Raw genomic sequence first — 15,500 nt, forward strand, 5'->3', positions numbered from 1 at the left:
ATGATAAGAGACATATTCCTGCTAGCATTGTTTGTGATTTCTCTAACCATGATGACTGCTTGTACTCGGAATGACTACGCTGACCTGGAAGCATTTATTCATAGTTCAGGGGATGGCTTGCATGGACGGATTGATTCATTGCCGGAAGTTAGGCCGCATCAGTACTTTACTTACGAGGCATTTGATATATCCAGTCCATTTGTTCCGCGTAAAAATGATCAAGCACAAACTATTACGAGTGGTATTCAACCTGATTTAAACCGGTATAAGGAAGTACTGGAATCTTATCCGCTGGAAAGTTTATCGATGGTTGGCTCACTGCAACAACACGATATAATATTTGCTTTAATTAAATCTCCGGATGGTACATTGCATCGAGTGAAAATTGGCAATCACTTAGGGCAGAACTTCGGGAAAATTAACTATATTTCAGATGCAGAAGTTAAACTGTCGGAAATTGTGCAGGATGGTGTGAATGAATGGACTGAACGGACTAGTGCGCTTATGCTGAAAAATTAGGATTAAAGCTATGAAGCTACTAATAATGAGAAGATATAGCCTAATCGTGGTTATAACAGCACTGTTAGCTTGTTTTGCAACGGCAATATTTGCTGAACCAACTGTAACTGCAGTAACAGCCCAGAACAGTATCCGCTCTATTGATATTTCTACCTTCCGGAATGGCCAAGTAATCGCCAAATTAACTTTAGATTACCCATTAGGCACTCTTCCAACGGGTGTTGCAATGGATAATCCCTATCGTATTTATTTTGATTTCTATCAGGTTTCTAATGGTCTGGGTAAGAACATTCAAGAAGCTGCGGATGGAGATTTACGCAGTATCAATATCGTGCAGGTCGGGGATCGAACCCGGCTGGTGTTGAATTTATCGAAATTGATGCGGCATGATATCCGGGCGCAGGAGAATACACTGTTAATCAAATTGGTTAGTGTGGCTGAGAATCAAGCGGTCAACACAGTTGTTCGTTTTGCTGAAGAGTCACCCAATAAACTTTTGAATAATCTGCAAGATATTGATTTTCGGCGTGGCGCGAATGGTGAAGGCCGCGTAGAAGTTGATATGACAAAAGGGGGTGCAGCCGTTGATGTGCAGCAGCAGGGTGATGATATTTTTGTCGAGTTTGTGGACACGCTATTGCCTGATAGCTTGAGAAGACGATTCGATGTTGTGGATTTCGCCACACCAGTGCATACCATTGAAACTTCCAAGAAGGGTGATAATGTTCGGATGGTGGTGAAATCCAAAGGTCGTTGGGAGCACTCTGCACGTCAGACCGGTACACGGTTTATCCTGGAAGTAAGGGCTCTGACTGAGGATGAGGAAGAACTGGCGCGAAAGAAACGTGCCAATGGCGGATATACGGGTGAGAGACTCTCGCTTAATTTTCAGGACGTGGAAGTGCGGGCGGTACTTCAAGTGATTGCTGATTTCACTAATTTTAATATTATTGCCAGTGATTCTGTGGCGGGAAATCTCACATTGCGTTTAAAGGATGTTCCCTGGGATCAGGCGCTCGATATTGTATTGCAGGCACATGGTTTGGATAAACGAAAGACGGGTAATGTCATTTTTGTGGCGCCGCGTAAAGAAATGGCCGACAGAGAGTTACTGGATCTGGAAGCGCAACTACAGATAACCGAAATGGAACCTTTGCGCTCAGAAATTTTTAATCTGAATCACCGCAGGGTTAACTCATTATCGTTTGAAGGAATGTTGAGCAAGCGTGGCACGATTAACTTGGATGAAATTAGTAATACCGTAACGGTTACTGATATTCCTATGCGCTTAAGTGAAATTAGAAAGCGTATACAGCGATTGGATGTTTATGAAAGGCAAGTCATGATTGAAGCGCGTATTGTGGATGCGACAGATACATTCAGTCGAAATTTAGGTGCGCGTTTTGGTATCCAGAATTCATCAAACATAGGCAATCAGGGACTTGGAATTTCAGGTAATTTGACGGATTCCAGTGCTTTAGCTGGCGGCGGTTCGGCGGGAGGCGGTAGCAATCTGAATGTCAATTTGCCAGCTGCCGCTGCGACTGGATTATTAGGCGGACCTGCTGCGCTGGGGCTCAGTTTGATGAAGATTAATAATGGCCGTTTAATCAACCTCGAGTTATCTGCATTAGAAGTCGATCAAAAAGGGAGAGTAATTGCCAGTCCTCGTGTAGTGACTGCACATGGTATAGAAGCGGTTATTGAACAAGGTGACCGGATTCCCTACCAGCAAGCAACCAGTAGTGGTGCCACCAGTATCCGCTTTATGGATGCGACACTAAAACTAAGAGTGAAACCATTAATTACCTATAATGGTCAAGTCGATATGGAATTGAGTGTTAACCAAGACCAGATTGGTACTGCCATCAATCAATTTCTGCCGCCACCGATTAATACCAAACAAGTAACGACCAAGGTTTTGGTGGAGAATGGTGGAACCGTTGTGATTGGTGGTATTTTTAACCGGACTGAGAATCAGGTTGTGAATAAGGTACCTATGTTGGGTGACATTCCTGTGCTGGGTCATGTTTTTCGTAATACAACCAAAGTAGATAATAAACGCGAATTGTTGATTTTTGTGACACCACGTATCATCAGTGAAAATCTCAATCTGCAGTAACCGTCTTTTATTGCCCCGACGGGAATTCAGCTTGGCGCCATGCCTCATAAGCAACAATGGCAACGGCATTGGATAAGTTCAAACTGCGGCTGGTCGCGATCATCGGTACTCGGATACGGTGTGGTTCCGGGAAAGATTCCATGATGTGGACAGGCAATCCGCAACTTTCTGCGCCAAACACAAAAGCATCTCCGGCCTTGTATATCACTTTATCATAGCGCTGTTTCCCCTTCGTGGTGATCGCAAACATGCGATGTCCTGGCAAACTCTGACAGCAATCTGTCCAATTCTCATGCACTTTTATTTGTGCAAATTCATGATAATCCAGGCCGGCACGCAATAACTGCTTGTCTTTCAGTGGAAAACCCAACGGTTTAACGAGATGCAATTGCATGCCGGTGTTGGCGCACAAGCGGATGATATTACCCGTATTGGGCGGAATTTCCGGTTGGTAAAGAATGATGTTAAACATGCGGGTAGCGTTGATTAAGTATCTGTCACAGCCTGTGGGAGCCGATCTGATTTATCTCTGGTAAAGTTCTGGCGATAACCCAGTTACTGATTTCAGCAGCACCTTGCTTACGTAATATTTTAGCCAATTCGTTTAATGTGGTGCCAGTTGTCATCACGTCATCGACCAGTGCGACATGTTTGCCTGACAAATCTATACGACAACTAAAAGCCTTACGGATATTTTTCTGGCGATCCTTCCAAGCTAATCCGGTTTGTGGCGGCGTATGTTTGATACGCTGACAACTATCGGGTAATAAAACAATCCCCATATGTTTCGAGATATATCGACTGATTTCCATAGCCTGATTGAATCCGCGCTCACGCAACCTGATCGGATGTAGCGGCATCGGTATGATGACATCCGGTATTATCTTCTCTGTTGCCTTAAATCGTGTAATGAAGAAGCGGGCGAGAATCGGTGCGATAGCGAGATCAGTTTGATATTTTAACGCATGAATCATTGCATCGACAGGAAAGGTATAGCGAAGTGCTGCGATGGTACGTGTGAATGCAGGCGGTTTTGTTAAGCAAGCGCCACAGATTTCCGCTGTTGGCACTGGCCACAGGCAAATAGGACAATGGTTAAGCGGCAATTGCGGTAAGTGATTATAACAAGGCTCGCATAAATCCTGTTTTGCAGGGATATCGCACAACACACAATTTTTCTGGCTCAAGATTTGCACGATGATTAATCACTTGTTTAAAAATGGGGGTATGGAAAAATTGACAATGTCCATTGAATCCTTGATCATCCAAATTTATCGGCAACTGGCGCGAATGATGCGCCACTTAAACAAAAAGACAGGTAAATCGGTATGAATTTGGATTCTCTCACAATCAGCGAAACACAAAATGATTCAAGCAGTATAACCGGAAAATCAGATGACTCAGTCTATTGGAGTGTGGCAGAAGTTCAGTCGTTATTGGATACGCCATTTAACGATCTGATTTACCGCGCACAATCTATTCATCGCCAGCATCATGACGCCAACGGCGTGCAATTATCCACATTGATTTCAGTCAAAACAGGCGGTTGTCCGGAAGACTGCGGTTACTGTCCGCAAGCGGCGCGGTATCATACCGGTGTTGATAATCAGGACATGTTGTCGCTGGATGAAGTCGTGTCCGCAGCGGCTGCAGCAAAAGCTAACGGTGCTTCGCGGTTTTGCATGGGGGCGGCGTGGCGTGGGCCGAAACAACGGGATATGGACAAAATGACCGAAATGGTGCGCGCGGTTAAATCGTTGGGGATGGAAACCTGTGCGACATTGGGATTATTAAAACCCGGCCAGGCGCAACAACTTGGTGATGCCGGTTTGGATTATTACAATCACAATCTCGATACCGCACCGGAATTTTATGAAGAAATCATTACCACACGGCAATATCAGGATCGCCTGGATACGTTGCAGCAAGTGCGCAATGCTGGAATTAACGTGTGCTGTGGCGGTATTGTCGGGATGGGGGAAACGCGTTTATCGCGCGCCGGACTGATCGCGCAATTGGCCAATCTGAATCCTTATCCAGAATCCGTTCCGATCAATCATCTGGTGCAAGTTCAGGGCACACCACTGTATGGCACAGCAGCTTTGGATCCGTTGGAGTTTGTGCGTACGATTGCAGCAGCGCGGATTACCATGCCGAAAGCGATGGTGCGGTTGTCTGCTGGCCGGCAGGAAATGTCGGACGCCGTACAAGCGCTGTGTTTTCTGGCCGGTGCCAATTCGATTTTTTATGGCGATAAATTGTTGACGACGGGAAATCCGGAAACAGATCGTGACCGGGCGTTATTGGACAAACTGGGGCTACACGCGCTGTAACGCATGTTTCCAGATTTGGCTGAACAACTGCGTGCCCGCGAGCAGCAAGGGTTGCGGCGTTTCCGGCAAGTCGTGGAAAGCCCGCAAACAAGCCATATCACCATTGATGGCCATGATTATCTGGCATTCAGCAGTAATGATTACCTGGGATTGGCCAATCATCCGGACTTGATTCATTCGGCTTGCGAAGGCGCGCAGCACTATGGCGTGGGTGCAGGCGCATCGCATCTCATCCATGGCCATTCTGCCGCGCATCATATTCTGGAAGAAACTTTGGCGCAGTTTACCGGTTTTCCAAGAGCGCTACTGTTTTCTACCGGGTATATGGCAAATATCGGTGTGGTCACAGCCTTGGTGGGACGTGAAGATGCGATTTTTGCGGATAAACTGAACCATGCTTCGCTGAATGATGCGGCGTTACTGTCACGAGCTAAATTTATTCGCTTTCCGCATCTGGATCTCGCTGCTTTGGAGCAACGCTTAGCGGCTTCCAATGCCCGGCGCAAGCTGGTTATTTCTGATGCCGTGTTCAGTATGGAAGGCGATATCGCACCGATCAGGCAGCTGATTGCACTGTGTGAAGAATATCATGCGCTGTTGCTATTGGATGATGCCCATGGTTTTGGTGTATTAGGGCGGCAGGGGCGAGGCAGCTTATTCTTGCCGGATAGCGCCAGTGTTCATTCACCGAACATCGTGTATATGGCAACGCTGGGTAAAGCCGCCGGTGTATTCGGTGCATTTGTTGCCGCACAAGCCGATGTGATCGAAACTTTGATCCAGTCTGCGCGCAGTTATATCTACACAACAGCTTCGCCACCATTGCTCTCGCACGCACTATTGACGAGCCTGAAACTGATTGAACAAGACGAATGGCGGCGTGAAGCTTTGCTGCAAAACAGGGCACAATTGAAAAAAGACTTACTGTCCTCGTCCTGGAAATTGCTGCCTTCCAGCACGCCGATTCAACCCTTGTTGATTGGTGAAAGCCATGAAGCAGTGCGCGTTAGTCAGGCATTACGTGAACGCGGAATTTTGGTTCCGGCGATTCGCCCGCCGACGGTGCCGCAAGGTAAGGCGCGATTACGTATATCTTTGTCCGCCGCGCATCAGCCGCACGATATTCTGCGCCTGACGCAGGCATTGAATGAATTGGCAAGTCATTCATGACGTTTCTGCATGTCGAATCGATAGGGAACGGTCCTGATCTCGTTTTATTACATGGCTGGGCCATGCACAGTGGAATCTGGAGCGGCGTTCGCGAACAATTGAGTCAGCAGTTCCGGTTACATTTGATCGATCTGCCCGGGCATGGATTGAGTCCCGCGTGTGAACCGGGAACACTGAATCACCTCGTTGAGATCATCACGAAAATTTTGCCCGAGCATTGCATGGTGGGCGGTTGGTCACTGGGCGGGCAGATTGCGATGGAACTGGCGCTACGTGAACCGGAACGTGTGCAGCAACTGATTTTGATTTCGACGACGCCCTGTTTTGCCAAACGCGACGATTGGGAGTGGGGAATGGAGCGCAAATTGTTGCAACTGTTTTTAGAGAATCTGAAACTCAATTATGCAACCACGATTAACCGCTTCCTGACGCTGCAAATGAGCGGTGACCGGGATGCGAGCAAGATTCTGCTGCAACTGCGCAAGCACTTTTTTCAGCGCGCCGAACCCTATCCGGATGCATTGCAGAAGGGGCTCAGGATTTTGCAAGAGAGTGATTTACGTGATCGTGTGGCAGCGATCAAGCAGCCAGTTTTATTATTGCATGGTGAAAATGACGTGATTACGCATCCTGCCGCCGCCGATTGGATGCATCAGCAATTAGCGCAATCGCAACGGGTGATGTTTCCGCATTGCGGGCACGCACCGTTTTTATCTTACCCCGATCAATTTGTGACTTGTCTCAATGAATTCCGAATACACGCTTGATAAAAAACAATTGCGCACCGCGTTTGAACGCGCGGCGAGCAGCTACGACCCAGCGGCTGTGCTGCAACGTGAAATCAGTAACCGCATGCTGTCGCGCCTGGAATACATCAAATATCAGCCGGATGTGATTCTCGATGCCGGCAGCGGAACGGGCTATGGCAGTCAGCAGTTGGCCAAACGCTATCCAAACAGTCAATTGATTGCGATGGATATTGCTTGGACGATGCTGTCGCATGCCCGGCCGAACACAGCCTGGTGGCAGCGCTTGCTGCCGTTACTGCAACAACATTCTTACTATGTTTGCGCCGATATTGAGCAAGTTCCGATTAAAAATGAAAGTGTCGGCATGATATGGTCGAATCTCGCGCTGCAATGGTGTAATGATCTGGAGCACACGTTTGCCGAAATGCACCGGATTTTGCGTACCGATGGTTTGGTGATGTTCAGCACCTTTGGCCCGGATACGCTGAAGGAATTGCGCCAGTCTTTTGCGCAAGTGGATGCGTTCAGTCACGTTAATCGCTTTATCGATATGCATGATATCGGCGATCTGCTGGTGCACAATGGTTTCTCCACGCCGGTTATGGACATGGAATATATTACCTTGACCTACCCGGATGTCACGAGTGTGATGCGCGATTTAAAAGCCATCGGTGCGCATAACGTGACACTAGGCCGGAATCAAGGGATGATGGGGAAAAACAAGTGGCAGAAAGCCATCGCGGAATATGAAAAATTACGCCGAGATGGAAAATTGCCCGCCACGTATGAAGTGGTGTACGGCCACGCCTGGAAACCGCAATCGCGCAAATCCGTGTTGACGCCGGAAACGCGCAGGCAATTGGGTTTAATGGGGTAACCAGCTTCCATGGCTACAGGTTTTTTTGTTACCGGCACCGATACCGGCATCGGTAAAACCACTGTGAGTTGTGCATTACTCCATGCGTTTGCCGCACAAGGCAAAAAAGTTGCCGGTATGAAGCCGATTGTAGCCGGTAGCGAAAATGGTCAGTGGCTGGATGTGGAACAATTGCTCACCGCCAGCAACGTGAACGTTACCCGCCAGCAAATGAACCCCTATGCATTCGATCTGCCCATTTCCCCGCACCTTGCCGCACGACAATCGGGAACGGAAATTGATCTGTTGGTGATTCATCACGCTTATCAACAACTCAGTGCAATAGCGGATCTTGTCATCGTCGAAGGTGCAGGCGGGTTTCTGGTACCGATCAATGAAAGGCAGAATGGCGCGGATCTGGTGAAAATGTTGAATCTTCCGGTGATACTGGTGGTTGGCATGCGCTTGGGTTGTCTGAATCACGCATTGCTAACGGCTCAGGCAATACAGGCTGTCGGATTGACATTGCCAGGTTGGGTGGCGAATTGTGTTGATCCGCAGATGAGCGTGGTTGCCGAGAATATTGCGACATTGGAGCAGCGGTTGGATTGCCCGCTGCTAGGGACTCTGCCGTTTCGCAGAGAAGCCGATATTCAGCAGAGTGCTGGGTTATTAGATATCTCAAAACTTTAAACAGATCATCATCCAGAAAAAATTTTGTTTTCGTTGAAATAGGCGATCGTGATTCATCGCTATATCAATAAATTCAAAAAGCAAGTTTGATAAATAATTAGCCGAAATTAATCATTCTTGGCCTAATTCTTTTGCTGTAACTGGGTAGTTTTTTGCTACAAAAAATTCCTGGATCTTAACATGAGCAATTTACTATCAGACTCGATTGATCTTTTCTTAGCTCATTGAAATAAATAGAACTTGGTGTGATAAATATCACAATGCATCCAATGATTAAGCTGCATAATGTTTATACTTTTACTATATTTACAGTAGTAAAAAACGCGCGTTTATTTTTCCTATATCTGTCTGAGGAGGTGAATGATGGCAACTAAATCCGAATCCAAACGAAATTCCATCCGCTTTAAAGTGGGCTATGACGGTAAGCTCGACAAGCCTATCAGTGCTAGCCTGTATGTTTTCGATGAGCAAGGTAAGTTTATGACCAGTACGCCGCTGCATGAAGGTGAAGCTTCGCTCAGTCTGACATCTGATCAATTGAGGCGAGCCCGCCTGTTTGTTGCCCCCGATCTGCTCAAAGAACGCGGCAAGATGCCCACCTTGCAAACGATGGCGCACATCAATGCCTACGAGCCGATGTGGAAGTTTGAACGGGGGCGCGAAGTGTACGAACTGCTGCCCGTGCCTGAGATTCTGTGGCCGTACTGGTATTGGTGTGCATGTCGCGTACGCGGACGCGCCATTAAGGTCGAGACACTAGGCGGTGTTACGTATGAGAAGCCGGTGTGTCATGCCCGTGTCCACATCTGTGAAGTCGATCGCTTGCCGTGGATCATCTTACAGTTGCCAGATGACATTATCTATCGGTTGCGCGATGAATTGATTTGGGCTATCGACCATCCCATCCCGATTCCCAATCCGCCTGATCCGCCGTACAGATTGGATCCGAGCTACATCGATCCGATTCCAGTATTTGAGAAAGCCGCCAATGTCTTAAGCAAGTTCGACGGCTCCCAGGTGGGTTTCAATCCGCAACCCGATCCGCCCGCCAATCTGAAAATGCAAGCCATGTCACGGGCCTCGAATGTGAGCGCTGCCATGCTTAATCCGCAGCCGCTTCCTCCGAAAATGGCAACACTGGCCTTTGAATCACGCGCCGCGTTGACTACAGGTTCGATCGGATTGGTGCGCGACGCGTTGATCAAACACGTCGATTTGATCAAGATTTACTGGTGCTACTGGGATTGGTTGTGGCCGTGGTTCCGTTACGACTGTGATGAGCTGGCCGTCATTGAAACCGATGCGCACGGCCGCTTCGACACGACGATCTACTATCCGTGTTCCGGCGATAAGCCCGATCTATACTTCTGGACGGAGTATTCGATCGGGGGTACGTGGACCACGGTGTATCACCCATCGATCCGCTGCAATACCTACTGGAATTACGTGTGCGGTACCGAAGTGATCATCCGCATGACCGATCCGCGTGTCCATGGCTGCGGCGAACAACCAGAACTGTTGGGCAAGAAGGTAGTGGTCAAGACCATTGGGCGGCAGGTGAGCATGGGTGAGATCTATCGTGACTCGTTCGTACCTGCGGAGAAGGCGAAAGAGGGACAAGTGAAGGAAGGCTGGATCGACACTACTAAACCTTCGCCATTCGGTGCAACACTGGAACCGCGCGTAGACTTTGGTAACGGTCTGAAGGCAGCGAGCATCACCCACTATCGCTGGTCGTATCGTCCGCTCGGTAGCATTAACGAAAGCGATTGGACCGTTATGGACGACATCCTTGCGGGTCGCACCGTCTCACGCCACTATCGCGAGGCGACGGGCCCCGGTGATCCGGTGGTGTACAAGTCCGTACAGATCGGCCCCGATACCACGGTGGCAGGTTCCTACACTATTATCGATCCGGTCCTGCCTGCCGGTGGTGAAGACTGGGAAGTGCTGGACGAAGGTTACGATTTGGCGAGCGCCTATTTCGACACGACGGATCTGTCCGATGGCAAGTATGAGTTGAAGATGGAACTCTTCCGTAAAGTGGGCGCAGCGATGGTGCGTGTGGATCTAACGGCGGACGGTGTGGAATTGTACGAAATTACCGATCCTGCGCCGTTGGTTGAAGGCTCATACACCACGTCGGCAGCCACGGCCGATCGGGTGCTGATTGATCCAGTTACCTTGCATGTGGTGGGCTATCGGTTGGTGGTGCAGGTCGATAATCGCGTGTGCTTTGGTAACATCGAGGATGTCACCGTCAACGGTGTGCCAGCCGGGCACTGCGGTTTCCTAGAGTACAGCAGCCTTACCGACACGGCGCACATCTCGTTTCGTGCCAGTCATCCCGCCAACTTCGCATCGTTTCACTTCCGCGTGGTGCGGGTGGCTACGGATATCAGCGAAGCGTCGGCTTCTGGCCTCGTCGAAGCGGCCAGCGTCAATGGTTTCACTCGGGTTGGCGATACCTTCAGCAAGAACCTGACGATCGACGCGTTGATGACGAGCGGCTTGCCTGTCGGTGAAACGCCTTGCACGCGCGCTGCTTTCGCTGAGGCATTGCACGTGTATGCGCTGGCGACAAACGGCTACGATCGGCTGACTTATCTGGACGGGCCGCGCGGCGGGCCATTGCAGGTTGACCTGAAGGCCTTCGCTATTACGCACGTGTAAAGCAGACTTAGCTACGAAGGACGGCACGAAGAGCACGAAGAAAATTCTTCGTGCTTTTTATTGCTTGATGCGTAGAATGGCTGGCGATAAGAGCCAATACAGTCTGCGGCCTGGTATTGGCTGGCTGGGTGGCAAATTGTATTGATTCGCAGATGATGGCCATCGCAGAAAATATTGCTTCGTTGGAACAGCAACTGAATTGCTCTGTTAGGTAACTCGCATCTCATAAGGAAACCGATTTTCAGCCAAATTCTTGGTTGATGGCTATCAAATTTCTTACAAAGAATCATACAAAGTAATGAAGATGCATAGGAAGGCGCGTATCATTCTTCGGCCGTAATCTGTATCAGTTGGGTGCGCTTGATAAAGCGAGTACTTGATATGGGTATTAGACATTATGCACTGAGCGTGAATATGAGAATCATCGCTACTTACCTGGAATTCAGCGTGATCGCCTCAGCCTTGCTGAATCCAGAGCGATGTACTTTTTTCAGTTCGCTTCATAATTGAGCTGATCGCTTTATCTGAGTGCCTTTCACTTCAAGCCAAAAATGAATCCAAATCGATAACTTTTTGAGTACTCAGTGAATCGGAATGAAGTGATTATCTGATCAATCACCCATGGATTTGACAGCAAATATGCCTTCCAGTCGATTTTTTATGAAAAAGAACGTTTTTCTTCTATAGGCATGAGTTACTTAGATCTAACAGACAATCAACTCAACCCCATCGGATATTGGGATCAACCGCTTGACAGGTTGTGTCCGCCTTTAGCCTGCGATTTGGCGCTTTTTGATCAAAACGGTTACGACTTAACGGATCTGGAACAATGTTATGCAGTGGCTAACTTAATGCCTTTTCACGCGCATCGAGAACATCGACATGCTTTAAAGGCGCCTTGGTTTACACAACCGGACAGGGTGGAAGGCGCAGTGCTTAACCACAGTTTGTTATTTGAACGCAAAGGGTATTCCGGAGAAGCACTTGAACAACTTGAACGCTGGGCGCAAACAAATCCTCTGGTCTACAAAATCATCAAAATGCGCCCCAAGTGGGGTCTGGACTTCAGCATGGATTATGCAGATCGCGCAGGCAATGTCTTTGAAGTACTGCACTGGGAATACGACGGTTTTGATTTTGCGGAAGTCGCAGAACGTAAGCGCCAGCTAGAGGTAAAATTTGCAGCCACGGATTGGGACGATGCCGCAGCCCGAATCCTGAAACAAAAAGACCAATGGCACCACTTGGATTTCTTTGCGCAAAGCGATTGGAAGTGTAATTACTTTGGCATCGTTAAAGAGCGCTTTAAGATGGTGATTTGGGAGTAAAAAAAGAGATCGGGGAATTAGTGAAAAAAGAGAGAGTATCTGCGTGCTAAGGAGTCGCGATGGAGTCTTTTGTTCAGCGAGTGGAATTATTAATTGAAATTGGTTGGAAATGCGACGATGCGGACGCATACTCAAGCTGGTCCCGTAGAGTTACTGCCTTTCTTCAAGCAGCAATGGGAGAAGAAGCGGCTTCGGCATTCGTGGCATTTGACGAAGGGAATGCTGATCGTTCTTGGAGGCGTTATCGTGATCGCCAGCTAGGTCATCTCGAAGGATTGGCGCTTCGAGTTGAATCTGTCGGCTTGGCTGAAACAAAATCTCAGATTGATCCTGCGCAGCGTATGTTTGCATCTAAATCAAACTCCCGAAAAGTTTTTCTGGTGCATGGTCATAATAATGAAGCGAAAGAGTCGGTTGCGCGTTTCCTGGAGCGTATAGGTCTTGAGCCTATTATTCTCCATGAACAAGCTAATGAAGGGAGGACAATCATTGAAAAGTTTGAAGCTTTTGCTGATGACGTGCCCTTTGCAGTTGTACTTATGACTGGGGACGATGTTGGATCCAAAGTTGGCCCGGAACAAATGCTCGTTCCTAGAGCGCGTCAGAATGTAATACTTGAACTTGGTTATTTTGCTGGTAAGTTGGGTCGGAGTCGTGTGTCAGCACTGTATATTTCAGGGCTTGATGTTCCATCTGACCTTCACGGTGTTTTGTTCACCGAACTTGACGAAAAGGGTGCGTGGCGTACTAAAGTAGCACAGGAGTTGGTGAGTGCAGGTATGAAAATTAAGCTTGAAGGCTTGCTTCAGTCATAACATGAGGGGCCCCGTAGGGCCGTAGGGTGCAATAGCGGTCTTCCGCGTATTGCGCCGCGGACAGTTTATTTGTTCTCCACACTAATCGGATCTAATTTTGACAACCAATTCGACTCTCTGTACATTCATTTCTGAAGAAAAGTACATTTTATTTTTCTTTTATCCTGGGTTTAAGAAATATCGCTTTAAACAATTTAATGGCCAGGTTTATAAAATTGGCTGAAGGTTATAGATAATTAGGTAAAAGTATCTAATATCAGTCAAATAACAGAGAGGAAAAACTATGAATAAAATAAATAAGATTACGCTCAGTGCTATGCTCGCGCTCTTGATTGGTACGCTAGGTCACGCCAATGCCGCATCTGTTTTGAACGACCCGTTCCAGTTGGACGGGAACGTTGATGGCAATTCCATTGCCGGTGCAACGGGCATTGCTGGCCAGCCCGCTATCGGTTCCGATGACATCAACCTCAATGCTGGCGATTTTACCGTTCATTTGGCATGGGTTGATGCGGATAGTTTCGATCTACGGATTGAGTCGATATTTTCTGCGCATACGATAAGCGGTGTGAGTCTCACATTGTCTGACCTCAACTTTCAATCTGGAGGAAATCCTGTAAACATCATTGGTGCGGTGTTCAACCCAAATGAGAATGGCTACCTTGGCTTTTTCTTTGATCCGATCAACAATGATACCGCTCCTCCTCGACCGGGTGATCCGATTGTCAGCTGGATGGCTGATTCAGTGACGGTCGAGTATGGCAGTGATTGGAATTTGCTTACCGTTGCCGATCAACCAACCCTGCGTTTTGATGTACTGACCGCCGTACCGGAGCCGAGCACGTATGCAATGTTACTGGCTGGATTAGGGTTGTTGGCATTCTCGGCTCGGCGCAGCAAGCCAAACACCTAAACTGATTTAGTTGTATTTCAAATAATCCCGTCTGTATGGCGGGGTTTTCTTTTGTGGTTGTTAATAAAAAAGCCGTAGGGTGCAATAGTGGCTTTCCGCATGTTGTACCGTGGGGAATCCAACCTGCTGCGTAGTCCGGCTATCGACTATTACGTCCTACTTGTGAATGCGGATTACGAGTTGAATAATCCGCAATATAGATTTCTCATTGTGCCCGAAATGACTGTTATTCATGGTTGCCGTAAGCGAAGAAGAAAAAGGGGTTATGTTTTACAAAGAGATTTTAAGCGGTGTGGCCATCGTGCTCACATTGATGGCGTTTGTTCCCTATATTCGTGCAATCCTGGGCGGCACAGTGAAACCGCATGTCTTTTCCTGGGTGATTTGGGGTGCGACCACCTTTCTGGCTTTTCTGGCGCAGTTAGAGGACAAAGGCGGTGTGGGTGCTTGGCCGATCGGTGTTTCAGGCAGCATTACGATATTTATTGCATTTCTGGCTTACTTGAAACGTGCCGATGTGACCATCACGAAAACCGATTGGTTATTTTTTGTTGCGGCGCTGTCTTCTTTGCCGCTGTGGTACTTTACGTCAGATCCGTTATGGGCGGTGGTTTTGCTGACTACTGTCGATGTAATCGGATTCGGACCTACGATCAGGAAAGCCTATCACTTTCCGTATTCAGAATCGTTGCTGTTTTTTGGTTTGTTCACGGTGCGTAATCTGCTGGTCATGATGGCGTTTGAGAACTACTCGGTCACGACCCTCTTATTTCCTGCGGTCATCGCGGTAGTGTGCATGCTGTTAATGGGGATGGTCGCGTATCGAAGGCGGGTTCTCGCAGCACAAGGAATGGGAGCGGTATAGTTTTGAGAAATTTCTGGAATGCTGTGCCAGTTAATGACACGCAGGGTTCGCAGAATTCACTTTCTGAATGGATTCATTCTGATTAAACCGCAGGAGATTAAAAGATGGCTTATAAGGAATACAAAGTGTTACATGTGACAGAAGGCGGAATCGGAACGATTTTCCTGGGGGCGTCGGGGATTCCGATCAAGCGGCTGGAAACGACATTGAATAAAGAGGCGGCGGATGGCTGGACACTGGTATTCCAGTTTGTCGAGCAGAAGCGCTTTATGCTGTTCTGGAAACGGGAAGCAGTCATTATTACGCTGGCCCGCTGACTTTCAAAGCGGGTGTGCAAAAATAATGAAAACGAAAGAAGCAATTCAGGAAGCGGAAGAGCGTATCCGGAAACTGGTGCGCGAATTACCGGATGAAAAAAGATTATTATTTTTCCAGCAAGCAGAAAAAGATCTGAAAGATCCGGA

At 48.0% G+C, this 15,500-nt stretch carries 15 protein-coding genes; 13 read left to right on the top strand and 2 right to left on the bottom strand.

Going from position 1 to position 15,500, the window contains the following annotated elements; genetic code table 11:
- Positions 1-519 (top strand): pilus assembly protein PilP, encoded by a 519-nt coding sequence (locus QZ942_RS09330; protein ID WP_292994937.1) that lies wholly within the window; start codon positions 1-3, stop codon positions 517-519.
- Between the two features lie 10 nt (positions 520-529).
- Positions 530-2,641: a type IV pilus secretin PilQ gene (gene pilQ / locus QZ942_RS09335; RefSeq protein ID WP_292994939.1), complete on the top strand. Its 2,112-nt coding sequence runs from the start codon at positions 530-532 to the stop codon at positions 2,639-2,641.
- Between the two features lie 7 nt (positions 2,642-2,648).
- On the opposite strand, the gene trmL is transcribed toward pilQ, so the two are convergent.
- Positions 2,649-3,113, bottom strand: a complete 465-nt coding sequence (gene trmL, locus QZ942_RS09340) for a tRNA (uridine(34)/cytosine(34)/5-carboxymethylaminomethyluridine(34)-2'-O)-methyltransferase TrmL (RefSeq protein WP_292994941.1) — start codon at positions 3,111-3,113, stop codon at positions 2,649-2,651.
- A gap of 25 nt (positions 3,114-3,138) precedes the next feature.
- Positions 3,139-3,837, bottom strand: a complete 699-nt coding sequence (locus QZ942_RS09345) for a phosphoribosyltransferase family protein (RefSeq protein ID WP_292994943.1) — start codon at positions 3,835-3,837, stop codon at positions 3,139-3,141.
- A 132-nt stretch (positions 3,838-3,969) separates the two neighbouring features.
- On the opposite strand from QZ942_RS09345, the gene bioB reads away from it, so the two are divergent.
- The 11 genes from bioB (at position 3,970) to QZ942_RS09400 (ending at position 15,353) form a co-directional block, all read left to right on the top strand.
- Positions 3,970-4,974 (top strand): biotin synthase BioB, encoded by a 1,005-nt coding sequence (gene bioB, locus QZ942_RS09350; protein WP_292994945.1) that lies wholly within the window; start codon positions 3,970-3,972, stop codon positions 4,972-4,974.
- 3 nt (positions 4,975-4,977) lie between these two features.
- Positions 4,978-6,144, top strand: a complete 1,167-nt coding sequence (gene bioF / locus QZ942_RS09355) for an 8-amino-7-oxononanoate synthase (RefSeq protein ID WP_292994947.1) — start codon at positions 4,978-4,980, stop codon at positions 6,142-6,144.
- A complete protein-coding gene (gene bioH / locus QZ942_RS09360; protein ID WP_292994949.1) occupies positions 6,141-6,911 on the top strand; it encodes a pimeloyl-ACP methyl ester esterase BioH in 771 nt (256 codons plus the stop codon). The genes bioF and bioH overlap by 4 nt, the downstream gene beginning before the upstream one ends.
- The gene (gene bioC / locus QZ942_RS09365) at positions 6,889-7,770 is read left to right on the top strand and encodes a malonyl-ACP O-methyltransferase BioC (protein WP_292994951.1); all 882 of its coding nucleotides are present in this window, start codon (positions 6,889-6,891) and stop codon (positions 7,768-7,770) included. Before bioH ends, bioC begins: the two co-directional genes overlap by 23 nt.
- 9 nt (positions 7,771-7,779) lie before the next feature.
- The gene (bioD, locus tag QZ942_RS09370) at positions 7,780-8,442 is read left to right on the top strand and encodes a dethiobiotin synthase (protein WP_292994953.1); all 663 of its coding nucleotides are present in this window, start codon (positions 7,780-7,782) and stop codon (positions 8,440-8,442) included.
- A gap of 363 nt (positions 8,443-8,805) precedes the next feature.
- Positions 8,806-11,115: a hypothetical protein gene (locus QZ942_RS09375; protein WP_292994955.1), complete on the top strand. Its 2,310-nt coding sequence runs from the start codon at positions 8,806-8,808 to the stop codon at positions 11,113-11,115.
- A gap of 689 nt (positions 11,116-11,804) precedes the next feature.
- A complete protein-coding gene (locus QZ942_RS09380) occupies positions 11,805-12,443 on the top strand; it encodes a hypothetical protein (protein ID WP_292994957.1) in 639 nt (212 codons plus the stop codon).
- Positions 12,444-12,502: 59 nt separating this feature from the next.
- Entirely contained in the window at positions 12,503-13,258 is a 756-nt protein-coding gene (locus QZ942_RS09385; RefSeq protein ID WP_292994959.1) for a nucleotide-binding protein, read from the top strand.
- Between the two features lie 283 nt (positions 13,259-13,541).
- Positions 13,542-14,171: a PEP-CTERM sorting domain-containing protein gene (locus tag QZ942_RS09390; protein WP_292994960.1), complete on the top strand. Its 630-nt coding sequence runs from the start codon at positions 13,542-13,544 to the stop codon at positions 14,169-14,171.
- A 232-nt stretch (positions 14,172-14,403) separates the two neighbouring features.
- Positions 14,404-15,036 (top strand): hypothetical protein, encoded by a 633-nt coding sequence (locus QZ942_RS09395; RefSeq protein WP_292994961.1) that lies wholly within the window; start codon positions 14,404-14,406, stop codon positions 15,034-15,036.
- Between the two features lie 104 nt (positions 15,037-15,140).
- A complete protein-coding gene (locus QZ942_RS09400) occupies positions 15,141-15,353 on the top strand; it encodes a DUF4177 domain-containing protein (RefSeq protein ID WP_292994962.1) in 213 nt (70 codons plus the stop codon).
- Positions 15,354-15,500 lie beyond the last annotated feature (147 nt).

Source organism: Nitrosomonas sp. (assembly GCF_021731985.1).
Lineage (GTDB): Bacteria > Pseudomonadota > Gammaproteobacteria > Burkholderiales > Nitrosomonadaceae > Nitrosomonas.